This is a genomic window from Planococcus kocurii, from assembly GCF_001465835.2.
GTDB classification, from domain to species: Bacteria; Bacillota; Bacilli; order Bacillales_A; family Planococcaceae; genus Planococcus; species Planococcus kocurii.
This window is the reverse complement of the sequence record NZ_CP013661.2, coordinates 2,701,250-2,726,788: the sequence shown is the minus strand read 5'-3', so window position 1 is coordinate 2,726,788 and position 25,539 is coordinate 2,701,250. Positions and strand designations below refer to the sequence as shown.

The window sequence follows — 25,539 nt, the reverse complement described above, 5'->3', positions numbered from 1 at the left end:
GGCGATTTTTTTTATAACAAAAAGGGAGTGTCATGCAAAAGGAGCTACACTCAAAAGGTCCTAATTTATGACCTTTTGGGGCAGCCCCTTTACTTAATTCATCATTTTTGCTACAAAATCATATGAGCGCAAACGATCTTCCTGATAAAAAACCGGCGAATTGACGATAATCTCATTGGCTCTTGTTTTTTGAATAAAGTTTTTCAACTTTTGTCTAACAAGATCCGGTGTTCCAACCATCGTCGATTCAGAATCTAATTTGTCCCGGAAAATCGCAATTTCGCGGTCTGTCCAAACTTCCTCCAAGTGATCGATGGGTGCTCTAAATGTAGTTGGCTCGCCTCGCATCAAGGAGAACATCTGCTGCTGCGAAGAAGTCGCCAACCATTCTGCACGTTCTTGTGTTTTTGCAACAATAATCGTAACGCCAAGCATCGCGTAAGGAGCGGCCAACACCTGTGACGGTTTAAAGTTTTGATGATAAAGTTGCAAAGCCTGCATCATGTAATCCGGTGCGAAATGACTAGCAAATGAAAATGGCAAACCTTTTAACGCAGCCAGCTGTGCACTAAATCCACTCGATCCGAGTAGCCAAAGCGGAATCTTTATATTAGTACCAGGGTACGCCCGAACACGTCCGACAGGGTTAGCTGAAAAGTAATTTTCTAACTCCGCAACTTGCTGGGGAAAATCATCTCCGCTGCTATTCAAATTCCGACGTAACGCATGCGCAGTAGCTTGATCACTACCAGGTGCACGCCCTAGACCTAAATCAATGCGTCCAGGATAAATAGTTTCCAATGTACCAAATTGCTCTGCTATAACAAGCGGTGCATGATTCGGTAGCATAACTCCACCTGAACCTACACGAATCGACTCTGTTGCGCCTGCAATATGTCCAATAAGGACAGATGTCGCAGAACTGCCGATACCCGGCATATTATGATGTTCAGCTAGCCAATAGCGATTAAACCCCAATCGCTCCACATGCTGTGCCAACTCCACACTATTTTTAAAGGTCTGCGCTGTTTCTGCACCTTCGTTTATCGGTGCTAAATCAAGCACCGCCAATGGGATATTTTCAAATTTCTTAATATGCATAATTCCGTTCACTCCTATTCTCTTCCATTGTAGCGATGTTTATCTGAACCGTCCCTTTTTTTGCTCAAGCACCGAAAAGCGCAAGCTGCCATGTAGATTCGACGGGCATAAGACGCTCTGGTGAAGTGGCATGTTTTCAGCCACACAGCCGGAGTGGCTTATGACCCGAGAATCTGGCAGCTGGAGCTGGACAACATGAAAAGTGAAAGTGCCTCGTCAGCTCTGACAGGCATAAGACAGACCAGCAGTGTGGCGTTCTTTGCTACGCAGCTGGGTTGACTTATGTCCCGAAGAGCTAGGCACTTGCAACTGGACACCGAAAAGCGCAAGCTGCCATGTAGATTCGACGGGCATAAGACGCTCTGGCGAAGTGGCATGTTTTCAGCCACACAGCCGGAGTGGCTTATGACCCGAGAATCTGGCAGCTGGAGCTGGACAACATGAAAAGTGAAAGTGCCTCGTCAGCTCTGACAGGCATAAGACAGACCAGCAGTGTGGCGTTCTTTGCCACGCAGCTGGGTTGACTTATGTCCCGAAGAGCTAGGCACTTGCAACTGGACACCGAAAAGCGCAAGCTGCCATGTAGATTCGACGGGCATAAGACGCTCTGGTGAAGTGGCATGTTTTCAGCCACACAGCCGGAGTGGCTTATGACCCGAGAATCTGGCAGCTGGAGCTGGACAACATGAAAAGTGAAAGTGCCTCGTCAGCTCTGACAGGCATAAGACAGACCAGCAGTGTGGCGTTCTTTGCCACGCAGCTGGGTTGACTTATGTCCCGAAGAGCTAGGCACTTGCAACTGGACACCGAAAAGCGCAAGCTGCCATGTAGATTCGACGGGCATAAGACGCTCTGGTGAAGTGGCATGTTTTCAGCCACACAGCCGGAGTGGCTTATGACCCGAGAATCTGGCAGCTGGAGCTGGACAACATGAAAAGTGAAAGTGCCTCGTCAGCTCTGACAGGCATAAGACAGACCAGCAGTGTGGCGTTCTTTGCCACGCAGCTGGGTTGACTTATGTCCCGAAGAGCTAGGCACTTGCAACTGGACACCGAAAAGCGCAAGCTGCCATGTAGATTCGACGGGCATAAAGAAATTTTTCTTTTCCTATCCTCCCTTTACTAATCAAGCTAGTTGCCTACCCACTTCTTATATTTGCATTATTTAAAATTCAACACTTGCTTTCTTTCATTAATTGATTTATGATTAGGAACATCTAAACAGAAACACTAAACTTAATAAGATATTTCTTATCTAGAGAGACGGAGGGATTTGGCCCTGTGAAGTCTCAGCAACCAGTCTGACGAAGACTACGGTGCTAATTCCAATAGGCTTCTGCCTAACAGATGAGAAGAATGCATTTCCGGACAGGGGCTTTCTTCTTTATGAAGAAAAGCCCCTGTTTTCTTATTGAGAGGATGAGTAACATGACAAAACACAGCTTGGAAACTTTATTAGTTCAATTAGGCAATCACAGCGATCCCACAACAGGAGCCGTTAATCCGCCCATTTACTTGTCGACAGCCTACGAACATCAAGGACTTGGCCAATCAACTGGCTATGATTATACGCGCACGAAAAACCCGACTCGCTCTGTTCTGGAAGAAGGATTTGCAGAACTTGAAGGCGCAGATGCTGCATTTGCTTGCAGTTCTGGAATGGCAGCTATTCAACTCGTTTTGTCTCTTTTTCGTCCAGGTGATGAATTGTTAGTACCGGAAGATATTTATGGTGGAACATACCGCCTATTAGATCACTTTGCATCAGCTTATAATATTCACCCCAACTACACCGAGTTCAAAGATGTCCAAGACACAGAACAAAAAATAACCATTCATACACGTGCACTTTTTATTGAAACGCCCACCAATCCACTGATGCAAGAAATTGATCTCGTTGCTTATGCCGCATTGGCTAAAAAGCATAAGCTTCTATTAATCGTCGATAATACATTTTTAACGCCCTTCTTCCAACAGCCCCTATTACTGGGTGCAGACATTGTTATCCATAGTGCAACGAAATATATTGGTGGTCATAATGATGTTTTAGCTGGACTTGTTGCCGCTAAAGGCGATCGCATTTGCGAAAAACTGGCAACATTCCATAATTCGGTTGGTGCCGTTTTGTCCCCTTTTGACTCTTGGTTACTGGTTCGCGGATTAAAGACATTGCCTTTACGGATGCGACAGCATGACGCAAACGCGAAAACCATTGCTGAGTTTTTGTCTCAGCAGTCGTCTGTGTCTGATGTGTTGTATCCTGGAAAAGGCGGCATGTTGTCCTTCCGTTTGCAAAAAGAAGAATGGATAGCTCCTTTTCTTGAACACATTAAACTCATCACCTTTGCGGAAAGTCTTGGCGGTGTTGAAAGTTTTATTACTTACCCCGCCACCCAAACTCATGCAGACATGCCTTTTGAAGAACGGACGAAACGTGGCGTTTGCAATCGGTTATTGCGATTTTCAGTCGGGGTGGAACTTGCTGAAGATTTAATTGCTGATTTAGCACAAGCGTTTTCAGAACTAAATAAGGAGGTAGTTGAATATGACCGATCGCATTGAAACGAAGTTTATTCACTCTACTGGAGTCGACCCACAAACTGGAGCTGTCAATGTACCTATCTATTTATCTTCCACTTTTCACCAACAAAGCCTGGATTCGTTTGGACCGTTTGATTATAGCCGTTCTGGAAACCCCACTCGCCTAGCGTTAGAAGAAACCATCGCTAAGCTAGAAGGAGGCAAGCGTGGGTTCGCCTTTTCTTCAGGGATGGCTGCTATTTCCTCTGCTTTTATGCTGTTGTCTTCAGGTGACCATGTCTTAGTGTCAGAAGACGTTTACGGCGGAACTTATCGTTTTATCACGGAAATTTTGGACAAATTCAATATCGAATATACCTTTGTGAATATGACGGACTTAAACGAAATGGCTAATGCCATCCAGCCAAATACAAAAGTGATTTACTTGGAAACGCCATCAAATCCTGTTATGAATATTACCGATATTGAAATCGCTGCAAAACTAGCGAAAGCCAATAACTGTTTAACGTTTGTTGACAACACCTTTATGACACCGCTTTACCAGAATCCACTGGAGCTTGGTGCAGATATCGTTCTTCACAGTGCAACGAAGTTTCTGTCAGGTCATAGCGACGTCATCGCAGGTCTTGCTGTGACCAAAGATGAAGAACTTGGAAACCGTTTGGGCTTTATCCAAAACACGTTTGGCTCTGTTCTAGGAGCTCAAGATTCTTACCTGTTAATCCAAGGCATAAAAACTTTAGGTGCTCGGTTAGGCCAGTCGTCTCAATCGGCTCGCGTTATTGCTGAATACTTGCAGAACCATCCGTTAATTGAAGAAGTATACTACCCCGGATTTTCGTTCCATCCTGGAAACCCAATTCACGAACGCCAAGCTACAAATGCAGGAGCGGTTCTATCATTTCGTTTAGCTGATAAAAAATCCGTTCGTATATTTGTCGAACATCTGAGAATTCCGGTGTTTGCAGTTAGTTTAGGCGCAGTCGAATCGATTTTGTCCTATCCTGCAACGATGTCTCATGGCTCAATGCCTCCAGAAGAACGCGAAAAACGTGGAATCACCGACGGCTTGCTACGTTTTTCTGTCGGCTTAGAACATTGTGATGATTTGGTGCAAGATCTAAACCAAGCACTATTACAAGTAGCCCGTCGAAAAGGATTAAGCATCGCAAATTAAAGTTCCTTCTATAGAAAGAACTTTTGTTCTAAGAAACCCTCTTGCCTCATCTGGCAAGAGGGTTTCTTATGAATAGAGAACTCGATTTATCTTGCAGTCCTCTATCAAATTCTTCTTGGCTTTAAGCTATCTCTTGTTTTTCGCTCATTTCCATTTCTGCAACAACAGGGAATCGCAAATGAATAATGATTGGTAATTACTCACTCATTTTTTAGACACAATTATTAAAAAAACAAGAGATTCTATTGATAATGATTGACATTCTCAATTGGAACTTTATAATTGATGATGAGAATGATTTTCATTTGAAATCTCAATTACACATTAAGGGGAGAGACATCCATGAACAAACTTTTTTATCTGGTTATCGCTTTATTAGTTCTTGTTTTAGCTGCATGCGGAAGCAATGATGCATCCGAACCGGCAACAGATGCACCTGAAGAAACAGCTGAAAGCAAAGAAGTTAATTTATATACGGCAAGACATTACGATGTAGATGATGAATTATACAAAAAGTTTGAAGAAGAAACCGGTATTAAAGTAAATCTAATTAAAGGTGACGCAGATGAGTTGCTTGAGCGCATTAAGCGTGAAGGAGATGGCACTGAAGCTGATTTATTCTTGACTGCAGATGCTGGACGTTTATACCGTGCTAAAGAAGATGGCTTGCTACAGTCCGTATCAAGTGACATACTAGACGAACAAATTCCTGAAAAATTCCAAGACACAGACCAAATGTGGTATGGCTTAACAAAACGTGCACGTGTACTTGTCTACAACAAAGAAACTGTAAAACCTGAAGAATTATCTACTTATGAAGCTTTGACAGAAGACGAGTGGAATGGCCGTGTATTGATTCGTGGCTCTGAAAATATTTACAATCAATCGCTACTTGCTTCGTTTATTGAAATAGAGGGTGAAGAAAAAGCGAAAGAATGGGCTGCAGGCCTAGTAAATAATTTCGCACGTGATCCTGAAGGCGGAGATCGGGACCAAGCTAAAGCAATCGCTGCTGGAGTTGGCGACGTTGCTATTATGAACAGCTATTATTTTGGACAAATGTTGAACTCTGAAGATCCTGCTGAAGTAGAAGTAGCAGAAGGACTTGGATTGTTCTTCCCGAACCAAGATACGACTGGTACTCACGTGAACGTTAGTGGTGCGGGTGTTGTGAAAACAGCTAAAAACAAAGAAAATGCTATAAAACTTCTTGAATTCCTTTCTGCACCTGAAGCACAAGGAACGTTTGCAGAAACAAATTACGAATACCCAGTAAATGAAAAAGTCGAACCTTCTGAGTTACTAACATCATGGGGTGAATTTAAAGAACAGGACATTCCGCTTTCTGCTTTAGGAGACAATAATGCGAAATCAATTCTGATCTTTAATGAAGTCGGCTGGAAATAATGAATATGCTGTGCCCTTGCTGTATGTTTACAGCAAGGGATTTCTGGCGATTGGAGAAGGTGGCTTAACCATGCAAAGAAGATTAGCTAATATAAATATTTGGACGGTTGCAGCCATCGTCATTATCGCTGCATTGTTTTTACCGAATTTAACGATTGTGACAGGTCTTTTCACCCCCTCTAACGAGAACTGGGCACATATGAAAGAATTTGTCCTTTGGTCGTTTGTAAAAAACTCCTTAATACTCGTTGTAGCCACCGCTGCTTCAACAATTTTTATCGGTCTAAGCTTAGCTTGGCTGATTGCCCAGTATCAGTTCCCTTTCCGACGATTTTTAAAATGGGCACTGATTCTCCCCCTCTCAATCCCACCTTTTATTGGGGCCTACACGTACCACGGGATTTTTAATTATACGGGTGTGATTCAGACAACACTCCGTGAGCGCTTTGATATGGAACTAAATCCAGCATATTTTGACATCATGAACTTGCCAGGTGCTATTTTCATTTACACGGTTTTCTTGTATCCCTATGTTTACACCATCACACAAGTTTTTTTGGCACAGCAGTCGGCTTCACTCATTGAAAGTACACGATTACTTGGCAAAGGCCCATGGCGAACGTTTTTCCAAGTAGTCGTTCCGATATCGCGGATTTCGATTATCGCAGGTGCTAGTTTGGTCGTCTTAGAAGTATTAAATGATTACGGTGTAGTGAAATACTACGGCATCCAAACCTTTACAACAGCGATTTTTCAAACTTGGTTTGGCTTAGGCGACATCGAAACATCTATTAAACTAGCCGCTTCTTTAATGGGATTTGTCATTGTTATTCTGCTGATTGAAAAAATTCTGCGCGGCAGACGTCAATATAGCTACGCTTCTACAAAAGTCAGACCGCTGCCACTTGTTAAATTAACCGGTTGGAAAGCTGTTGCTGCTGCTAGTTATGGCTTCGCTATTTTGGCTTTAGGTTTTTTCATCCCGGTTGCGCAATTGATCGACTGGACCATTTTAACTTTTGGAACCATTCCATTAGATGAATTTATGTCCTATATAAGAAATTCTGTTTTCGTAGCCGGATTCAGCGCTGCAGTCATTATCGTTTTCGCACTGATTGTCGGCAATTTTGCCCGCCTCGTTCATGGCAGACTTGCTAAATTATTGCCCAAACTAACAGTTTTAGGTTATTCTATTCCAGGAGCTGTTATTGCAGTTGCCGTAGTAACTGCTTTTGTTTCATTAGATGAATTTTTAGCACCACTATATAAACTAGTTGGTATGAACACGACACTTGTACTTAGCGTGAGCATCATCTTGCTCGTCACAGCTTACATCATCCGATTTTTCGCCATTGGCTACAGTTCCATTGAAACGGGTTACGACAAAATCGGCACCGACTTCCAAGATGCTTCTCGCCTTCTTGGAGCCGGACTGACAAGAACCTTTTTTAAGGTAGACATGCCAATGATGAAAGGTGCCATCATTAGTGGATTTATTCTCGTATTCATTGACGTATTAAAAGAAATTCCATTGACTTTAATTTTGAGACCCTTTAATTTCGATACACTTTCTACAAAAGCTTTCCAATATGCCAGCGACGAAAAAATCATGGAAGCATCTCAAGCTTCTTTGCTGATTGTTGGTATTAGTGCCTTAGCAATTGTGGTCTTTTATAAGTTTTTGGAAAAGGAGTTGGATTAATATGTTCGTAACCATTGAAAATCTTTGCTTTTCTTACCCAAATACAAAAGCTGTAGCACTTGATAATTTCTCTTTAGAGATTGAAAAAGGAGAGGTCATTTCCATCCTTGGGCGAAGCGGTAGTGGAAAAAGCACTGTCCTTCGCTTACTTGCAGGGCTTGAAAATCCTTCAGTTGGAAAAGTGACGATTCAAGATCAAGTTCTTTGTGATCAACATACTTTCGTTCAACCTGAAAAACGTGGCATCGGCATGGTATTCCAAGATTATGCACTTTTCCCTCATATGACGGTTGCCGATAACATTTTATTTGGACTGTTCCGCATGAAAAAAGCGGCCAAGCAAAAGCGGCTCCAAGAAGTCTTGGAACTCGTGGAATTACAGGGTTATGAAAAACGTTATCCGCACCAATTAAGTGGTGGACAGCAGCAGCGTGTTGCGATTGCTAGAGCGCTCGCGCCAAATCCACATCTACTATTACTCGATGAACCCTTTAGTAATTTAGATGCCGAACTTCAAGAGAAAATTCGGAAAGAGTTGCGTGATATTTTAAAGAAAGCCAATATCACCTCTATCTTCGTAACACACGACGAGAAAGATGCTCATATTCTAGCTGATCGAATTGTTAAGATCAAAGACGGCAGTACTGATTTTATTGGTCGTCCTTGTGATTTACTCGATGTTTATCGTCAAGAAGCTCGCAACGCACCTACTATTGTAGAAGAAAAAGAATTAGTTCGTATTTAAAAACAGCCCTCCAATAGAGTGGTTTACTAAACCCATACAAAAACCCATTCGAAAAAAATCGAATGGGTTTCTTCTATTATAAGGTGTTGTGTTCGCCGACGACTGACAAGCTTTCTGTCTTTTGCTTCACATCTTCTATTTCAATTGCTTTCCGAGCAACGCCCGTATCCATAGCAGCCTTTGCTACTGCCGCCGCAACAGCTGAGGCCACACGCAAATCAAACGGTTTGGGTATAACATAGTCCTCATTCAGCTCATTTGCCTCTAGTAATCCCGCAATCGCTTCGACTGCAGCGATTTTCATCGCATCGTTGATGTCAGTAGCCAATACGTCTAAAGCACCTCTAAAGAGTCCAGGGAAGGCTAATACGTTATTGACTTGGTTTGGGAAATCAGAACGTCCTGTGCCAACTACTCTGGCACCGGCTTGTTTCGCCAAGTGCGGAAGAATTTCAGGGTTTGGATTGGCCATAGCGAAAATGATGGCATCATCATTCATCGTCCGGACCATGTCTCCAGTCAATGCACCTTCTGCTGATACGCCGATAAAGACGTCTGCTCCTTGGATGACATCTGCCAGTAGACCTTCTTTGCGTTCGTAATTGCTCATTTCAGCCACTTCTTCTTTAAACGGATTCATGCCATTTTTGCGTCCTTTGAAAATAGCTCCTTTTGTATCACACATGATCACGTGACCAAAGCCAAATTTACTCAGTAATTTAACGATGGCAATTCCTGCAGCTCCCGCACCGTTAACGACAATTTTGGTTTCCTGTACGTCTTTGCCGACCAGTTTTAATGCATTGATCAAGCCTGCCAAAGTAACAATTGCTGTACCGTGCTGATCGTCGTGAAACACGGGAATTCCCATTTCCTTTTTCAAACGCTCTTCCACAATAAAACAAGTCGGGGCCGAAATATCCTCAAGATTGACGCCACCAAATCCTGGTTCAAGCAATTTAACCGTTTGGATAATGGTTTCCGCATCGGTTGTATCCAAACAAATCGGGAACGCGTCAACTCCAGCAAATTCTTTAAATAATATAGCCTTTCCTTCCATAACCGGCAATGCGGCAAGCGGACCAATGTTGCCGAGGCCAAGAACTGCTGTCCCATCTGTCACTACCGCGACCATATTGCTTTTCATTGTGTAGTCGTGAACCTTTGACGGGTCTGCTGCGATTTCTCTACAAGGTTCTGCTACTCCTGGAGAATAGGCGAGGCTCAAGTCCCTTTCATTTTCCACTGCTACTTTTGACCGAATCTCCAATTTCCCCTGATGCGTCCTGTGCAGTTGCAACGAATCGTTTTTTAGCTTAGACATGTGCCTCATCTCCCTTTGTTCATAATTGTTTATTATAAAGAGTATTTTGATAATTGAAAGAGTTTTCAATTAATTTGATCAATGTTCAGACTTTAGGCGGATACAGTAGTAAAGTTTTCCTGTATCTACTGGTTAAAAAACGCTAACAAAAAGAGAACTGAAATTTCTTCAGTTCAGCTTGTAGACAAAAGAATACTTATTCATTTTTTTGTATGCATCTAGGATTTTCCGCAGGAAAGCCACTGACCGAAGGGACTTCGGGCAGTGGCTTTGCGACGAAGCTAGCGCAGCGATGCAGGAGCATGGGTTTTCAGTGACGAGGAGACTGAAGCTGAGCCCACCGGAAAGCGAAGTGGCCAGCTCAGTTGAAGATTATACATCACTATTCAGTTTAATAAGACTTTGTCTACAAGCTACTGAACTTTCTTCAGTTCTTCTTTTTAGTTAGATAGCTGTCCAGCCACCATCGACTTTAATGGTTTCACCGGTTACAAAATTAGCTAAGTTAGAAGCCAAATATAACACGGCTCCCGAGATATCTGCTGGTTGAGACAAGCCATCCAGTAAAATTCTACTGTCAATCTCTTGTTTGAACGTCTCGTCTTTGAACATATTGACAGTCAACTCGGTTTCGACAAAGGTCGGCGCTACCGCATTGACACGAATTCCTTGCTTTGCCCACTCTACTGCGAGAGCTTTTGTCAGTTGCACGAGACCTCCTTTACTTGAACAATACGCCGCTCGCTTCACATAACCGACAAAGGCCATTTGCGACGCGATATTAATGATTCGTCCACTGTTTTGTTCGAGCATGTATCTAGCTGCTGCTTGACTAGCAAAAAATGCCGTCTTTAAATTCAAGTCGAGTACCGCATCCCAGTCCGCTTCTGTTACTTCCATTGCCGGTTTCGCAATGTTAATACCCGCGTTATTAACCAATACATCAACAGTTCCAAATTCTGACGCAGCTTTATCAATCAGTTTCTGAACTTCCCCGATATCACTCAAATCCCCGGAAACTGCGAGGCATTTCGGATTGTATTCTTGTAGTTCCTTCAAAGACGCTTTGAGAACTGTTGCGTCTCGTCCAGAAATCACCACATTGGCTTTTAGTTTTGCGAAAGTCAACGCAATGTCTTTACCGATTCCTTTGCTGCCCCCTGTGACGATTACTGTTTTGTTTTCAAGTTCAGAAAAATAGGCAGTCATTCTGAGGCACCTGCCTTTAAATCCTTTTTCAAAAAGTGAATTAAGGTCTGTTCTCGTTCTTTATTTAATTTTGCCGAAACATCAGGCTCCCACGAATAAAACCCTTCTCCTGTTTTATCCCCAAGCTTGTTTTCAACTACAAGTGTGGACAGCGTTTCGCCTGATCGCTGATCTGTCGCTAGCTCTTCAAACAAATAGTTAGAGATTGCCGAGAAGACGTCAAGCCCTCCCATATCCGCAGTCATAAGTGGTCCGGTTACCGGCAACCTACGCCCAATGCTATACGTGACAGCTGCATCAATATCTTCTTTTGAAGCAACTCCAGCATCCAGTAAAGCTTGCGCTTCACGGAACAAGGCATATTGCAGACGATTGCCGATAAATCCTGGAATTTCCTTATGGAGCAAAATTGCTTTTTTGTTCATTTCTTTTAAAACAGCCATTGCTCGCTCAACAGTCTTTTCATCTGTCTGCTCCCCCTTAACTACTTCTACTAAAGGAATAAGATGTCCTGGATTCCAAAAATGCGTTACGACAAAGCGAGCGGGTAGCCGCATCTCTTCAGCCAATAAACTCGGTTTAAATCCTGAGGTGTTGCTGGCAATGATCACGTCATCGCTGATCAACGTTTCCAATCGACTATAAAGTTCTTTTTTCAGTTCCAATACTTCGGGTACAACTTCGATAATGAACGTCGAGTTCAAAATAGCTTTTTCAAAAAAAGTGGTCAATTGAATTCGTTGTCTAATTTCTTCTGCTTGGTCGACAGTAACCAGTTTATTGTCTGTCATGACTTTGAGTTTGTTATGTAATCCTCTATCCGCATTGCTAAGATCTTGTTCATCGATGCCATAAACCGTTACGGTTTCGCCGGCCCATGCTGCCGATAAAGCAATTGAGTGTCCCATCGTTCCTGCTCCGAGAATTGAAATTTTTTCCATCCCTTACACCCCTCTATCGTTTGACTGTCTCACGCAAACTGCCCAACAAACAAGGAACCGAAAGTTTGTTGGGCAGTTTCATCTTATAATCCAAGTGAGAATAATACAACTGCCAGTGCAGCACCAATGAGTGGCACGACAACGGTTAATGCACCAAATGCAGGATACGCATCTTTATGTGTTTCACCTGCAATTGAGCGAATAGTCGTTACGACATAACCACCCTGCGGCATTGAATCGAGTGAACCTGAAGAAATGGAAACCGTTCTGTGTAAGGCTTCTGGATCGACTCCCATATCTAAATAATGAGGTGCAAGCAGGGGTAAAGCAATCGCTTGTCCACCCGAAGACGAACCTGTCAATCCGGCAATGACCGCCACCGCCAGTGCACCCCCAATTAACGGGCTTCCTGGAATACCCGTCATGACATCAACCGCTGTTTCAAAAGAAGGTGTCGCTTTGACAACTCCACCAAAACCAACCACTGCTGCCGTATTAGCAATTGCGATAACAGCTCCTACTGCACCTTCACTGAAGGCATCTCCAATATTGCGGAAATATTTTCTGTTAAGAAAATAAGTTGTTGCAATACCGCCGCTTAACGCAATAATCAATGCCGAAGTTCCAAGCGAATTGTGGAAAAGAAATGAAATGCCTAGAACCACAACAAGCGGAATCATACTGAGTAAAGGATTTGGTAATTCTGTGCGTTCTTCTGCAGACGGATCGGTTTTCCGAGCGGTAAATCGCTCCCCTTTTACTAACGCTTTGGAAATCATTTTCTTCAACCACCAGTACCCAAAAATCATCATGAATAAGGCTACGATGATACTGACCTCCCACCCTGCATACGGTGTCGTTCCTAAAAATTCAATGGGAATCCAGTTTTGGATTTCAGGCGAACCAGCAGAAGTCATTGTAAAAGTGGTCGATCCAAAAGCAAGCGCCGCTGGGATAAAACGTCTCGGCAAATCAGCTTGTCTAAATAGGCTGAGTGCCATCGGATACACAGAGAAAGCGACAACGAACAAACTGACGCCGCCATAAGTTAAAACCGCACAAGCAAGAACAACAGCTAGAGCCGCACGTTTCATCCCAATTTTGCTAACGATCCATTTTGATACGCTGTCAGCTGCACCACTGTCTTCCATCACTTTACCAAAAATGGCACCGGTCAAGAACATCAAATACCAAGAAGCGATAAAGCCTGTAAAACCGGTCATGTAATTTGTTAAAAAGTTAGCTGCCCCTTCCTCAGCAAGCTGAGGAAACAACGGCAATCCATTTAATAACGCAACAAACAAAGCAGTTAACGGTGCTGCGATCAACAAGTTCATCCCGCGCATCGTCAAAATGATCAATAAAATTAAGCCACCAAACATTCCCAACATACCAAGCATAAAACAACCCCCCATACCCCTTAGAGTAACTTATTTACTGCCGTATCTTCTGACTCTGAGAAGCGCCTGTTCTGCATGTCCTGCGAAGTTTTCAAGCTGACATAAACGTGCTGCATATTCACCAATATAAGCACTCGCTTCTGGTGTTACTTTCTGATACGTAACGGTTTTGATGAACTTACCTACCCACAATCCACCTGTGTAACGAGCAGCGCCTTTTGTCGGCAATGTATGGTTAGTCCCAATTACTTTGTCGCCATATGCCACATTCGTTTCGGGTCCTAAAAATAAACAGCCATAATTCGTCATATTTTCAAGGAAATAATCAGGATTTTCTGTTAGGATTTCAACATGCTCAAATGCCAAACGGTCTGCTTCAATACGTGCTTCTTCTATTGAATCGACTAGTAAGATTTGGCCGTAATCTTCCCATGAAACGCGTGCAACATCGGCCGTTACTAATGTTTCTAATTGGCGTTCGATTTCTTTAATTGTTTCATTTGCTAGTTCTTCTGAAGTTGTAATCAATGCTCCTGGTGAAGTGGGGCCGTGCTCTCCTTGACCTAGAAGATCTGTCGCCACCATTTCGGCATCCGCTGTATGATCTGCTACCACTAGCGTTTCAGTCGGTCCAGCAAATAAGTCGATTCCAACACGTCCGTACAATTGACGCTTCGCTTCCGCTACAAAGGCATTTCCCGGCCCGACGATCATATCAACTGATTTAATTGTTTCCGTTCCGATCGCCATCGCTGCCATCGCTTGAATTCCACCAAGTAAATAGATTTCATCTGCCCCAGCAAGTGACATTGCGGCAATTGTCGCGTTTGGAATTTCTCCATTGATTGGCGGTGTGCAAGCGATTACACGTTTAACACCTGCAACTTTTGCTGTTAACACACTCATATGAGCGGAAGCAACCATCGGATAACGTCCACCTGGAATATAGCAGCCTACACTGTTCACTGGAATGTTTTTATGTCCAAGAATAACTCCTGGTATATTTTCTACTTCAACGTCATTCATAGAAGCCAGCTGTGCTTCTGCAAAGTCGCGAATATTTTTTTGGGCAAACTTAATGTCTTCGATAACATGATCAGGAACAGTGGAAACGATTTCATTTATTTCAGCCTGAGACAAGCGAAAAGATTCTGGCTGCCAATTATCAAATTTACCTGATAGTTCACGCACTGCTTGATCGCCATTTTCTTCAATGGCTAATAATGCCTCCGCCACTATTTGTGAAACTTTCGAATCGTTAGCGCTTACTTCTTCTTGGGATTTTCCTGCTTTCAATACTTTCATCATCATAATTCCTCCAAACCTTTATTTTTGAATACGTATGCAAAAATGAAACTATTTAGAGAATATGCGCATTTTCGGTAAATGTCAACACTTATTATGTCGTTTTCCGTTCAACAAATACCCCATCCACTTCTACAGCCTCTGCTGTGCCTGTGTAGTCAATCATTTCAGCTAATAAATAAGTCACCGTTTCTTCTACCATTTTTTCAATCGGTTGTTCCCAAGTTGTCAGTTCATAAGCAGGCCAAGAAGACATGCCAATGTTATCAAAGCCAATCACTTTAACTTGTGCTGGAACTTGAATTTCTTTTTTCCGTAAAGCATCCATAACTCCTAGCGCCATAATATCATTCGCTACAAAAAAAGCGGACGGCAGTGCCTCTTCTTCCATGATTGCAAGGGTTGTCTTATAGCCACCTTCATATGTATAATCTGATGAATACTTTTTGAAATTCAAATTGTGTTGAGTCACTACTTCGCTAAATCCTTCTTCACGTTCTTGACTAGTCGATGTATTTTCATTGCCCGAAATGTAAGCCATATCTTTCGAGCCTTTAGCGATCAGATATTCTGCTATTGCACGACCTGCACTCAAGTTATTGCAGCAGACCGAATAGAAATTAGAACGGCTCAATTTCCGGTTAAAAAACACCAACGGAATCTGATTTGCTCTGAAGCTTTCTGCAACATTTAGCGACATCGTTGCATCTGTGATAACCACTCCAGCAACATTGTAATTCAATAAGGTCTCAATATCTTCAGTTTGAATTTCATCGCTATTCGTATGGACGAATAGAATGCTATAGCCGAATTTTTTAAATGAAGCTGTAAACTGTGTTAAGACTTGAGGATAAAAAGGATTTTGTACGCCTTTCATCACTAAGCCTATAATTTTTGTTCGGTTGGTGATTAAACTTCTGGCAAACTCATTTGGCCGATAGCCCAGTTCTTCTGCTGCAGCCAATACTTTTTGACGTGTTTTTTTAGAAACTTTTGCACCTTCAAAATAGACTCTAGAAACAGACGATTGCGAGACACCTGCAAGCTTTGCAACATCTTTTGCATTGATTGTAGACTTCATTCTTTTCAACCCTTTTCCACTAATATCGAACTCTAGCTTACACTATAACTGCTTTTCTAGCATCCTTGTGTTTATTCGCAGTAAAAATTCCTGCAGGCAACAGCAGGAATTTTACTCTTTCATTTGCTCCGTTTTACGATTTTCTAAAACTGAAACTAGCATGAATCCTTTTGTGCTAACTTGGCAATTCTCATTGGTACAAACTTATAAAACTGTTACAAGTGAAACGAATCATCGTATAGCGGTTTCATGTGCAAATCGTATTCTTTTTTTACGTCTTCAATGTCGTAAATAGTGCCAGCGTGTTCAGCCGTACTCATCTGTTCTACTTGTTCATGAACCAAATCGGCGAAATATTTTCCGCAGGCGACATCATTCGGATATTTTGCCTTTACTTTAGCTACCAGCTCTTCATCGAGTGTTTGGTTGAAAGCATGATACATAGCTGCATTGACGATTGTTAACGATTTTTTAGAAGCATAAGACACCCTATAAAAATTTCCGTAACGATCTTTCAACAAATCTCTTTTCGGAATAATTTCCATAACTTCGCCCTCCTCCAGTTCTATACTGTTCCATACCCGTCAAGTCACTCGAAAAAACTGTAAGTGCGTAAATCCCTTGTTTTTCATTGACAAAAAAAGACCCATTTGCAAGAAGCAAATAGGTCAACTAGTGCAATTCGGTGAACTGACATTCATCCTTTTTTTATAACTATAGTCGCCATAACTGAATCTTTTCAGGTTTTTTCTTTGCATCAAGCGCCCCTTTTAGATCAAAGACTATTCCTTGTTGCTCAATCAATAAACTGTCAAACTGCTGCCAACCACTTTCTCTATAAGGCTTGTGCGGAACAGCCAAAATAACTGCATGCGCTGGTTTTAGTTGGTGGTGAGGTGAAAGATGAGACTCGTAGTAGAGAGTGGTGTCTTCAGCGGAAGCATAAGGATCTGCTAATTGCACATCGATGCCGTGTTCTTTTAGTTCCTTGACGATATCGACTACTTTAGAATTGCGTAAATCGGGAACTTCTTCTTGAAAAGAAAGTCCCAAGATCGTCACACGACTGGTTGCGACATTAGTATTCTCCTGATTCATTTTTTTGATTAACGACTGCGCAATAAAACGACCCATTCCGTCATTAATTTTACGTCCTGACACAATCACTTCCGAACGCTGCCCCAAACTTCTTGCTTTGTCCGCTAAATAATGTGAAGCTAGTCCGATTCCCTGTCCACCAACTAAATTTGGCATTGTTTTTAAAAAACCGCGTTTACTTCCTGCCGTTTCTAGCACTTCCTGTGTATCGATGCCCAACTGCTCGCAGATCTTCGCCAATTCGTTGATCAATGCTATATTAACATCTTGTTGAATATTTTCAATCAACTGTGCTGTTTCAGCAACACAAATGGAAGAGGCTTTATGTATACCCCCAGTAACGATACTGCCATAAACCATCGCCAGATATTCTGTGACTTCTTCATTTTGTCCTGCAACTACTTTTTTCATTTTTTTAAAGTTGTTTTTTTTATCTCCTGGAAAAATTCTTGCAGGGGAATACCCGACAAAAAATTCTTTGCCGCTTTCGTACCCAGAATACTTCTCGAGTAATGGAATACACAAGTCTTCAGTCACACCGGGTGCCACAATGGATTCGTAGACGATAACCGCGCCTTTTTTCATATGTTCCGCAACACATTTACTAGCCTTTTTTAAAGCGGATAAATCTGGCAGATGGTCTTCATCCATCGCTGATGGTACGGCTATGATAATAAACCCTGCATCTTTTAAATCTGAAGGGGTCGCCGTAAAAACGATCGTTGCTTTTTCAAATTCCTCACGGCTTACTTCGTTTGTCTTATCTAGTCCAAGCATCAAAGCCTGAATTCTAGCGGTATTCGTATCGTAGCCGGTAACTGGGTATTTATGATTAAACGCAATTGCTACGGGCAATCCGACATACCCCAATCCAACAACTGCTATTTTTAAATTTTGTAACATGATGACGGATATCCCCTTTCTCCTGCCTCTACCATGTGCTCTCGGATTGCCCGTGCCAATTTGTCAAATCTTGCACAGTTCTTATAGTAGAATGTCGAAAAAATAAAACAGCTAGTATAAGACACGTGAAATTTGTTAAAGTAAATTCTCTTTTTCCGTTAGTGAGGTAAGTAAGATGACTTGTCCTTTTGAAGTTAACGCTAGTTTCCATGACACAACATCTTCAACTTTGTTTTGAATATGCAAACTGATGACAAAAGCTTTAAGCCGATCAAAATGTGGAATTTGGCTTCCGCCAAAAACAAAACGTGTCTGTGGATGTTTATCAATTTTCTCAAGCGTATTCAACTTATATGCATGCGATTTTAAATTTCCTTGTTGATCCAAACCACATGAAATCTCACCGAGCTTTTCCACAAATCCATTATCGCTTTCAACCGCCCCAATTTCCAAACTGCCAGATAATAACGATACCGTATTGTTTTCGCAATACGTTACAAGATGAATCGTATTTAAAGCATACGGATAGATTTTATTTAAGAAAGGATGCTGTTCTATCATGTCTCTATCTTGAAAAGGTATGTTGCTTCCCACTAGTTCTTCAAAACTAAATTCATCTCGATATTTTTCTACACCCATCCGAATTCACCCTTTTCCTGTTTTATTATTCTACTGAGCAACAAAAAATTCGCTGCTTAAAAAGCAAAATCTTCAAACGCAATCATTCAGGTACCAGTTAGAAATTCTTTTGTTGTTCGATAATTGAAATAACCAGTTTACGCGCCTCATCTTCAGATGCTGTTTTCAACAGTTTCAACAAACGGGCCATGTCTAGTTGACTAAGCCCTTGTGATTTTTGGAGTACCTTGTAGATAGACTTCCCTTGTAGTTGAAACAAGCTACTTTTACCTATAGCTGTTTTTAGTCCTCCACCATGAAGAATGTGCTGAACTGCGTAACCAGTTTTTATTTTTTGCTCGAACAGCGGAAAGAAGTTTCCCGGTAGTTGTTCTTTAAAAACATGTGCTGGTAATCGAATGATGACGTACCGTGTCAAACTAGTTATTGAAATAGTATTTATGATTATTTCAGCCAATCTTTTATTCGCTTCTTTGAGGTTTAACGGCTTTGCTGCGTGCTCAGAAGATACTAACACAAACGCATCAACGTGATAGCGAGTGGCTGCTTCTGCACTATTTTTTGTTCCAAACGCTGAGATGTATACTGCTTTTAATGGCCTTTCTTCTGTGACATCAATTTGCTGTTGACCGTCTGTATGGTAGATTATATCGGGCTTGTATCGTTCGACTGCTTCAAAAAGACGTTTTTTGTCTTGAATATTTAAGATAATGGGGATAATTTCTGTCTGTCTTTTCATCAGTTTTCTTACTTCGTACTCAACCGAATAAATCGATTGCGGTCCATGTCCGAGCAGTAAAATTTGAGCGGGTTGATAGTGAATGAGCTGACGGCTAATTTCTGAACCAATCATTCCTCCCGCTCCGATTACCATCACTATTTTGTCAGTAAGATGAGGTGCTTGGGGCAAGACTACGTGTTCCATTTTTTCTTCCAGGTTTTCAAATCCTACGAGCACAAATGTATGGAAATGGCGAAAGAGGACAAGAACAGGAATGAGGCAACGATGAAGATTTCCAAGTAGTTGCTGTTTGCTAATCTTCATTCACTTTCTTCCTTTCCTACAGTTCCATTTGGTCATTCATTATAATTATGGTAATAGTAATTTTCCTTGTTCATCGGGTAATTATTCAACACCACTCCCAAAATTAAGGCTTTTGCCGTTGCTAAAGAATCACGTGCTTTTTCAACGCTTATTTTTTCTGATTTGCCGGTATTAACGACCAGTACCGTGCCGTCGCATCGATTGGCTAAAATTTTAGAATCGGTTACAGAAAGGATTGGCGGTGAATCGAAAAGAATATAATCGTAGGTTTCACGCATCTCTGCGATCAATTCATCCAAAGCATCCGCTTCGAGTAACTCGGCCGGATTTGGTGGGATTTGTCCACTCATAAGTAGGTCTAAATTTGCTATGCCACTCACTTTGACTGATTGCTTCAGGCTTCCTTTTCTCAACAATAAATTGGATAAGCCTGTGTTATTGCCGAGTTGAAATGTTCGATATAAAGTTGGACGCCGCATGTCTGCGTCGATCAATAGTACTTTTTTTCCAGTTTCGGCAAAAACGATGGCCATATTTGCAGCCGTTGTCGACTTTCCTTCTTCTTTTGCAGCAGACGTAAATAAAATGACTCTCGAATGCAAATCAGGCGTCGAGAAGTTAATATTTGTTCTTATTGTTCGGTATTGTTCCGCTGCGATGGAATGCGGATTAGTACGAGCCACCAATTTTCGCGGCATTAACCTTTTTGTCTTGTTCGCTGTCCGCATAATGATCCTTCTCCAATCTAGTTGTTAGATTTAACGGCTTTTCCATCTTTAAATTACTGTCTACTTGACTAACGACCCCCAAAATCTGAAGTCCAGCCATTTCTTCGATGTCTTCTTCCGAGCGCACTGTCGTGTTTAACTGCTCCAAAATTAGTGTGATGCCAACGCCAAAAGCCAAACCAACAATTGCACCAATCACCATATTGAAAATCGGATCGGGACGAATTGGATTAGGATTTGCAGTAGTTTCAGCTGCAGCTAAGATGCTGACATTATCCACTTTCATCATTCGCTGAATTTCCTCTTGGAAAACCTGTGCAGTCGTATTAGCAACCAGTACCGCTCCTTTCATAGAAGAATCTTCAACCGATAAAGTTACTACTTGTGAGCTTTCAATATTGTTGACAGTTATCCGATCGGTCAATGATTGAACCGTTTCGTCCAACTGTAATTTTTCAATTACAGTTGTTAAAATCGCAGGACTTTTAATAATGACGTTATACGTCCCGATTAATTGCAAGTTCGTATCAATATCCAAACTAGTAAAGTCCTGATTAATGGCGGTATTTTGATTGATCAAAATTTGAGTTGTCGCCTTATAAACCGGCTTTATAAGGGTATAACTTGCTACTGCACTAAAGACAACGAACGCAAGCGTAACAAAAATGATTAACGCCTTTCTCTTTTGCATCGCTTTCAGGAATTTATTCAGATTGAATGTACTCTCCATAATTAAATCCTCCTATGGTCTATCCTTTGTGCTTCTTATTTTGAAGTGACTAGGTTAAATAGACGTTAAATAATCTAAAAATTTAGAAAACAAATTATTCGTAGTTCTTACTACTTATTTTATTTTTTTAATAAAAAAAGGATGCAGTCAAAAAATCATAAACAATGACTTTTCGGCTACAACCTTGTTGAATTTGAAAAATATAAAGATGTTCTATTTCTATCAAAAGCAACTGGTCGTTCCAAAACTTTACCTCCAGGGTCTTGACAAGTTCTGTATTCTCGCCCGCGATTTTAAGAAAACAGACGGAGAAAAAGAGTTTCTTTTTCTCCGTCTGTTTTCTGTTAGAGGCTTATGGGACAGTCCCGCTTACGCTAGTATAAATTTATAGCCAAAACCTCGTACGGTTTGGATATAAATTGGATTGGCTGGGTCTTGCTCAATTTTTTTCCGTAATTTACTAATGTGTACTTTGACTGTTTGGACATCTCCTTCAGAATAATAGCCCCACACTTGATCGTATAGTTGTTCAGCGGTCCAAACTCGGTTGGGAGTCTGCGCGAGCAACAACAATAATTGAAATTCTTTATGATACAGTTTGACCTGCGTTCCTGCAACGTACAGTTCTCGGGCATCCACATGAATATGCAGGTCGTTATACTTCAAAATCGTTAGCTGTTCTTGTTCACCGCTCCTCCAACCGTTTCGTCGAAGAATTGCACGAATCCGAGCTTCTAACTCATTAAAATCAAAGGGTTTGGTAATGTAATCATCGCCCCCTACTTCAAGTCCTTGAATTTTATAAACCAACTCTTTTCGGTAACTAACGAACAAAATTGGCAAAGTAGTTTTTAATCGGATTTTTTTGCATACTTCCAGTCCATTCATACCAGGCATTTCTACGTCCAACAAAATGAGATCTGGCTTTTCTTTTTCTAATAATGTTAAAGCTTGATAGCCATCTTCAGCTTGGATAACACCATATCCTTTTTTTAGCAGAAACAACCGCATCAGTTCGCGGATGCCTTCATCATCCTCAACAATTAACACAGTCGCAACATTCATCTGTTTTCCTCCCATCCTTACTGAAAAGTTAGCGGCAATACAATGACGAAGACGCTTCCTTGTCCTTCTATACTATCCGCCCATATTTGTCCTTTATGCGCTAATACAATTTCTTTGGCGATTGCCAATCCAAGTCCACTTCCTTTGTAGCTAGCAGAACGATTGATTTTGTAAAAACGGTCGAAAATATAGGGCAAGGCCTCTTTCTTAATCCCACTTCCATTATCAGCAATGCGAACCACCAGTTCTCCATCAGATTCCTCGTCTAATAATGCATTGTCGTTGTTATTGGCGACGATTTCCATAGATAACGTAATTTTGCCTTCTTCTGGAGAAGTATGCTTAACAGAATTCCATAAAATATTGGAAATTACTTGATCAAGACGATCTAAGTCAATTGCTAATAGCGAGTGACTAATATTATCGGGATTTTTCGTACCGAAAAACTCGAAAACGCGGCCACTTTGGGTAACATCGGAAGCCATTGATTCTGCAAGCCTTGCGATCCACACGAGCGAATCTTTTTCTAAGAAACGCAGAGTCATATGTCCAGACTTGTATTTAGTCAACTCTACAAGATCTTCTGTGAGTCGTTCCAGCAGTAGTAGTTTTTTATGAATCATATCCAGATAGCGTGGGTTGTTTTCTTCGATTAAACTTTCTTTCACTGCTTGTATATAACTATGGATTAGCGTAATTGGTGTACCTAACTCATGTGAAATTGCTGACAACATTTCATTTCGAGATTTTTCAATTTCTTGAATTTCATCGTTCACTGTCAGTAGATTCATATTGGTAATTTCAAGTGCCATTGTTCGCTCATTCACATTGCGTTCAAGAAAGTAGTTCAGATTCGTAATTTCTTGAGTCAAGCTGCGCATATTTGCCAAGGTCTTAACACGCAATAAAAACTCTTCTTTATCACAAGGCTTTAGTAAATAGTCATTGGCCCCTGCTGTAAAAGCATCTTTTTTCTCTTGAAGACTGTCTGCATCCGATAACATCAAAATCGGCATTTCTGTTAATGTATACTCCAAGCGTATAAGTTTGCATAATTCATCGCTTGTCATGTCCGTTAAACTACCATCCATCACAATCAAATCTATTGATTGATGCGACAACAAATGCAGCGCTGTTTTGCCATCCTCTACACCGACTGCTTGATAGTTTGCTGATATCAGTTGCCGCAATAAAACAAGCCGATTGATTTCGTCTGTTTCAATCACCAGAACGTGCAGATTTTTTTTAGTAGGACGCTGCTTTAACAAGGAATCTGCTAACTGCGAAGCGGTCAATTCTTTCGTCTGATTTCTAGAGTCTCCTAGCAACGGAGCATTAGATGCATCCGTGCAAATGGGTAAAGTAACAATGAAAAGAGAGCCACTTTCTTTTAAAGACTCAAGTTTTAATGTCCCCCCTTGAAGTTCAATTAGATTTTTAGTGATTTTCAAATCCATCCCATGATTTCTCAACGGTTTTTCTTGCGGAATATTCCATTCAAAAAAAATTGGAATTTTCTTTTCCTCTATACTATTTCCTGTATCTTTTACTGAAATTTCTAAATCTCCTTCAAAAATCCTCGCCGATAGCACGATTTCACCTACACGGGTATGCTCAATAGAATTGTTGACAAGGTTACTCAAAATTTGTCGCAGTCGATCAGGATCTGCACATGGTTTTGGTAACGAGGCTGGTACTGTGTGATAAAGCTTGACGGCTTCATTTTTTAAAAGTGGCTTATAAATTGCGATCACATTCGTGCAAAGTTCATCAAGCGCAATCGCTGTCGTATGGCGCTGTAAAGAAGACGGCTTCTGTTTTGAAAAATCGACAACATCATTGATCAAATGTGCCATATTTTTGCTACTGGTCACCAGTTCATCCAATTGGGTTATCATCTGAGGAGACATTTTACCACTAGCAGATTGTTGAAGTGATTCTGCAATGCCAATCACACCATAAAGTGGTGTTCGCAAGCCATTTGATGCAAACGCCAGTAACTCATCTTTTCTTTTGTTGTCATTTTTTAGCGTTGTGACTTTCAGCAGTTGACGGTCATTCGCTTGACGTTCCAACTGTTGTGTTTTTTCAAGCTTCATTTTTTCTTTTTTCAGCAACGCTTTAGCAGCAAGTAAGAGTATGCTCCAACTGATAACGTACACGGCGTATTGAACAGTTTCGATATAGGGTAAAACCCCCATAGCCGTTAAAAAGGAAATGGTGAGGATGGCTATCGATACGAACAAGGCGGCAGTGTATGGAGCAGCATAAGAAATTCCTTTTTGCCAAGCGGAAAAAGCAAGAACACACGTTAAGACGATTGTTAGAGCAGAAGATGCAAAGCTGAACAGGCTTGTTAGTGAATAAGAAAAGAAAGAAACCATCACTGAAAACAAGACACACGCTACCATCCACTTAATAACCATAGAAAGCCAGTGTATGTTGAGAACACCTGACAACAATTCTTTAAGGATAAAGAACGTCATTAAACTCGCTGCACCACAAGCTACTAGTATCGTTTGATTACTTCCCCATTTAAAATCCGGCCAAATATAAGTGAAATTTAAACCTGTCCATTCAGCAGCAGTAAACAGTAACGAAACCGCCAAAATTAATAAATAAAGAAAATTTTTCTGACGATACTTAAAAAATGAGTAGATGCACCAGCCAAAAAACAACAGGCTTATTCCACTTACTAGTCCAATCATCGCCGTCATTTGCTGGGATTTAGCATCATATGCTGCGTGTTCCCAAACAGTCACAGGAAAGTATAGGACTCCTTGTGACTCAATTTTCATAAAGAATGTATTCTCACCTTTATTTAGAAGAGGCAACTTGAAAACCGGAGAGCGGCTTGAATAAAGTTTTTTCGAATCTGACATCGTTTCTCCAAATTCCGTAATCGAAAATCCCCCAGAAGGTTCTGGTGAATAAAGAACGACATGATCGAGAAAAGGATTTGCAAGTTCAAGAAGCCATTCTTCAGTTTCTGCACGATTTTCAATCGTAAACTTTACCCAATAAACATCAGATGAAAATCCCATATTCGGAATTCCATTTTCATTTAAACTAAATTTCCAACTGTATGGTGGAGACTGCAGCTCACTAATTCTAAGCGTACCTTCTACATCTTCAAGAATCTGAAGATTTTTTGAAAGTGTCTTTTTCTTATCCTCTTCACTTAACAACACTACTTTTTCGCTGTCATTCGTACTAGCAATTTTTTCAGTATCGCTCAAAAAAAAGAACGCCAAGAAAATGCAACACACTTTCACACTAATAGAAGTTTTTTGGTAGAAATTGTTCATTTTCTCACCTCAACTAATCAAATAAGTAGGAAATTATAAGAGAATATTAAAATATAGCGATAGTCTAGAGTACATATTATTATTAAATACT

General features: G+C 41.2%; 20 protein-coding genes and 1 riboswitch. Of the genes, 5 read left to right on the top strand and 15 right to left on the bottom strand.

Annotated features, from left to right (window positions below):
• Positions 1 to 93 precede the first annotated feature (93 nt).
• On the bottom strand, positions 94 to 1,101 hold the full coding sequence (locus tag AUO94_RS13235) for an LLM class flavin-dependent oxidoreductase (protein WP_058384663.1): 1,008 nt from the start codon (positions 1,099 to 1,101) through the stop codon (positions 94 to 96).
• A 1,247-nt stretch (positions 1,102 to 2,348) separates the two neighbouring features.
• Positions 2,349 to 2,454, top strand: a riboswitch (SAM riboswitch).
• Positions 2,455 to 2,528: 74 nt separating this feature from the next.
• On the opposite strand from AUO94_RS13235, the gene AUO94_RS13230 reads away from it, so the two are divergent.
• The 5 genes from AUO94_RS13230 to AUO94_RS13210 all read left to right on the top strand — a co-directional run bounded on the left by AUO94_RS13230 (position 2,529) and on the right by AUO94_RS13210 (position 8,672).
• Complete coding sequence (locus tag AUO94_RS13230; protein ID WP_058384662.1) at positions 2,529 to 3,662, top strand: methionine biosynthesis PLP-dependent protein; 1,134 nt, start codon at positions 2,529 to 2,531, stop codon at positions 3,660 to 3,662.
• Positions 3,646 to 4,818 (top strand): cystathionine beta-lyase, encoded by a 1,173-nt coding sequence (gene metC / locus AUO94_RS13225; protein WP_058384661.1) that lies wholly within the window; start codon positions 3,646 to 3,648, stop codon positions 4,816 to 4,818. The genes AUO94_RS13230 and metC overlap by 17 nt, the downstream gene beginning before the upstream one ends.
• A 342-nt stretch (positions 4,819 to 5,160) precedes the next feature.
• Positions 5,161 to 6,225, top strand: coding sequence for a Fe(3+) ABC transporter substrate-binding protein (locus AUO94_RS13220; protein ID WP_058384660.1), 1,065 nt, complete (start codon positions 5,161 to 5,163; stop codon positions 6,223 to 6,225).
• A gap of 70 nt (positions 6,226 to 6,295) precedes the next feature.
• A complete protein-coding gene (locus tag AUO94_RS13215) occupies positions 6,296 to 7,927 on the top strand; it encodes an ABC transporter permease (protein ID WP_058386859.1) in 1,632 nt (543 codons plus the stop codon).
• Between the two features lies 1 nt (position 7,928).
• On the top strand, positions 7,929 to 8,672 hold the full coding sequence (locus AUO94_RS13210; RefSeq protein ID WP_058384659.1) for an ABC transporter ATP-binding protein: 744 nt from the start codon (positions 7,929 to 7,931) through the stop codon (positions 8,670 to 8,672).
• Positions 8,673 to 8,748: 76 nt separating this feature from the next.
• Here the strand turns inward: AUO94_RS13210 and ystJ are convergent, their stop codons facing one another.
• The 14 genes from ystJ to AUO94_RS13140 all read right to left on the bottom strand — a co-directional run bounded on the left by ystJ (position 8,749) and on the right by AUO94_RS13140 (position 25,379).
• Complete coding sequence (ystJ, locus tag AUO94_RS13205) at positions 8,749 to 9,996, bottom strand: NADP-dependent malic enzyme (RefSeq protein ID WP_058384658.1); 1,248 nt, start codon at positions 9,994 to 9,996, stop codon at positions 8,749 to 8,751.
• A gap of 444 nt (positions 9,997 to 10,440) precedes the next feature.
• Entirely contained in the window at positions 10,441 to 11,205 is a 765-nt protein-coding gene (locus tag AUO94_RS13200; RefSeq protein ID WP_058384657.1) for an SDR family NAD(P)-dependent oxidoreductase, read from the bottom strand.
• Complete coding sequence (locus AUO94_RS13195; RefSeq protein ID WP_058384656.1) at positions 11,202 to 12,146, bottom strand: 3-hydroxyacyl-CoA dehydrogenase family protein; 945 nt, start codon at positions 12,144 to 12,146, stop codon at positions 11,202 to 11,204. Before AUO94_RS13195 ends, AUO94_RS13200 begins: the two co-directional genes overlap by 4 nt.
• An 83-nt stretch (positions 12,147 to 12,229) precedes the next feature.
• On the bottom strand, positions 12,230 to 13,546 hold the full coding sequence (locus AUO94_RS13190; protein WP_058384655.1) for a GntP family permease: 1,317 nt from the start codon (positions 13,544 to 13,546) through the stop codon (positions 12,230 to 12,232).
• 30 nt (positions 13,547 to 13,576) lie between these two features.
• Complete coding sequence (hisD, locus tag AUO94_RS13185) at positions 13,577 to 14,854, bottom strand: histidinol dehydrogenase (RefSeq protein WP_058384654.1); 1,278 nt, start codon at positions 14,852 to 14,854, stop codon at positions 13,577 to 13,579.
• Between the two features lie 91 nt (positions 14,855 to 14,945).
• Positions 14,946 to 15,932: a LacI family DNA-binding transcriptional regulator gene (locus AUO94_RS13180; protein ID WP_058384653.1), complete on the bottom strand. Its 987-nt coding sequence runs from the start codon at positions 15,930 to 15,932 to the stop codon at positions 14,946 to 14,948.
• Between the two features lie 215 nt (positions 15,933 to 16,147).
• Complete coding sequence (locus AUO94_RS13175; RefSeq protein ID WP_058384652.1) at positions 16,148 to 16,477, bottom strand: hypothetical protein; 330 nt, start codon at positions 16,475 to 16,477, stop codon at positions 16,148 to 16,150.
• Between the two features lie 169 nt (positions 16,478 to 16,646).
• The gene (locus AUO94_RS13170) at positions 16,647 to 17,933 is read right to left on the bottom strand and encodes a nucleotide sugar dehydrogenase (protein WP_058384651.1); all 1,287 of its coding nucleotides are present in this window, start codon (positions 17,931 to 17,933) and stop codon (positions 16,647 to 16,649) included.
• A gap of 135 nt (positions 17,934 to 18,068) precedes the next feature.
• Positions 18,069 to 18,572, bottom strand: a complete 504-nt coding sequence (locus AUO94_RS13165; RefSeq protein WP_058384650.1) for a sugar-transfer associated ATP-grasp domain-containing protein — start codon at positions 18,570 to 18,572, stop codon at positions 18,069 to 18,071.
• A gap of 97 nt (positions 18,573 to 18,669) precedes the next feature.
• On the bottom strand, positions 18,670 to 19,617 hold the full coding sequence (locus tag AUO94_RS13160) for a polysaccharide biosynthesis protein (RefSeq protein ID WP_058384649.1): 948 nt from the start codon (positions 19,615 to 19,617) through the stop codon (positions 18,670 to 18,672).
• 32 nt (positions 19,618 to 19,649) lie between these two features.
• Complete coding sequence (locus AUO94_RS13155; RefSeq protein ID WP_058384648.1) at positions 19,650 to 20,345, bottom strand: CpsD/CapB family tyrosine-protein kinase; 696 nt, start codon at positions 20,343 to 20,345, stop codon at positions 19,650 to 19,652.
• Entirely contained in the window at positions 20,287 to 21,075 is a 789-nt protein-coding gene (locus AUO94_RS13150; RefSeq protein ID WP_058384647.1) for a YveK family protein, read from the bottom strand. Before AUO94_RS13150 ends, AUO94_RS13155 begins: the two co-directional genes overlap by 59 nt.
• A gap of 369 nt (positions 21,076 to 21,444) precedes the next feature.
• Complete coding sequence (locus AUO94_RS13145) at positions 21,445 to 22,140, bottom strand: response regulator transcription factor (protein ID WP_058384646.1); 696 nt, start codon at positions 22,138 to 22,140, stop codon at positions 21,445 to 21,447.
• A 17-nt stretch (positions 22,141 to 22,157) separates the two neighbouring features.
• Positions 22,158 to 25,379, bottom strand: coding sequence for an ATP-binding protein (locus tag AUO94_RS13140; RefSeq protein ID WP_237150124.1), 3,222 nt, complete (start codon positions 25,377 to 25,379; stop codon positions 22,158 to 22,160).
• Between the last annotated feature and the right edge of the window lie 160 nt (positions 25,380 to 25,539).

Excerpts from the sequence above, each read along its gene's own strand:
- AUO94_RS13170 (WP_058384651.1), bottom strand. The coding sequence starts at position 17,933 with ATGTTACAAAATTTAAAAATAGCAGTTGTTGGATTGGGGTATGTCGGA.
- AUO94_RS13150 (WP_058384647.1), bottom strand. The coding sequence starts at position 21,075 with ATGGAGAGTACATTCAATCTGAATAAATTCCTGAAAGCGATGCAAAAG.
- AUO94_RS13175 (WP_058384652.1), bottom strand. The coding sequence starts at position 16,477 with ATGGAAATTATTCCGAAAAGAGATTTGTTGAAAGATCGTTACGGAAAT.
- AUO94_RS13220 (WP_058384660.1), top strand. The coding sequence starts at position 5,161 with ATGAACAAACTTTTTTATCTGGTTATCGCTTTATTAGTTCTTGTTTTA.
- AUO94_RS13200 (WP_058384657.1), bottom strand. The coding sequence starts at position 11,205 with ATGACTGCCTATTTTTCTGAACTTGAAAACAAAACAGTAATCGTCACA.
- AUO94_RS13180 (WP_058384653.1), bottom strand. The coding sequence starts at position 15,932 with ATGAAGTCTACAATCAATGCAAAAGATGTTGCAAAGCTTGCAGGTGTC.
- AUO94_RS13165 (WP_058384650.1), bottom strand. The coding sequence starts at position 18,572 with ATGGGTGTAGAAAAATATCGAGATGAATTTAGTTTTGAAGAACTAGTG.
- AUO94_RS13230 (WP_058384662.1), top strand. The coding sequence starts at position 2,529 with ATGACAAAACACAGCTTGGAAACTTTATTAGTTCAATTAGGCAATCAC.
- ystJ (WP_058384658.1), bottom strand. The coding sequence starts at position 9,996 with ATGTCTAAGCTAAAAAACGATTCGTTGCAACTGCACAGGACGCATCAG.
- AUO94_RS13160 (WP_058384649.1), bottom strand. The coding sequence starts at position 19,617 with ATGAAGATTAGCAAACAGCAACTACTTGGAAATCTTCATCGTTGCCTC.
- AUO94_RS13190 (WP_058384655.1), bottom strand. The coding sequence starts at position 13,546 with ATGCTTGGTATGTTGGGAATGTTTGGTGGCTTAATTTTATTGATCATT.
- AUO94_RS13155 (WP_058384648.1), bottom strand. The coding sequence starts at position 20,345 with ATGCGGACAGCGAACAAGACAAAAAGGTTAATGCCGCGAAAATTGGTG.
- AUO94_RS13145 (WP_058384646.1), bottom strand. The coding sequence starts at position 22,140 with ATGAATGTTGCGACTGTGTTAATTGTTGAGGATGATGAAGGCATCCGC.
- AUO94_RS13210 (WP_058384659.1), top strand. The coding sequence starts at position 7,929 with ATGTTCGTAACCATTGAAAATCTTTGCTTTTCTTACCCAAATACAAAA.
- metC (WP_058384661.1), top strand. The coding sequence starts at position 3,646 with ATGACCGATCGCATTGAAACGAAGTTTATTCACTCTACTGGAGTCGAC.
- AUO94_RS13195 (WP_058384656.1), bottom strand. The coding sequence starts at position 12,146 with ATGGAAAAAATTTCAATTCTCGGAGCAGGAACGATGGGACACTCAATT.
- hisD (WP_058384654.1), bottom strand. The coding sequence starts at position 14,854 with ATGATGAAAGTATTGAAAGCAGGAAAATCCCAAGAAGAAGTAAGCGCT.
- AUO94_RS13235 (WP_058384663.1), bottom strand. The coding sequence starts at position 1,101 with ATGCATATTAAGAAATTTGAAAATATCCCATTGGCGGTGCTTGATTTA.
- AUO94_RS13215 (WP_058386859.1), top strand. The coding sequence starts at position 6,296 with ATGCAAAGAAGATTAGCTAATATAAATATTTGGACGGTTGCAGCCATC.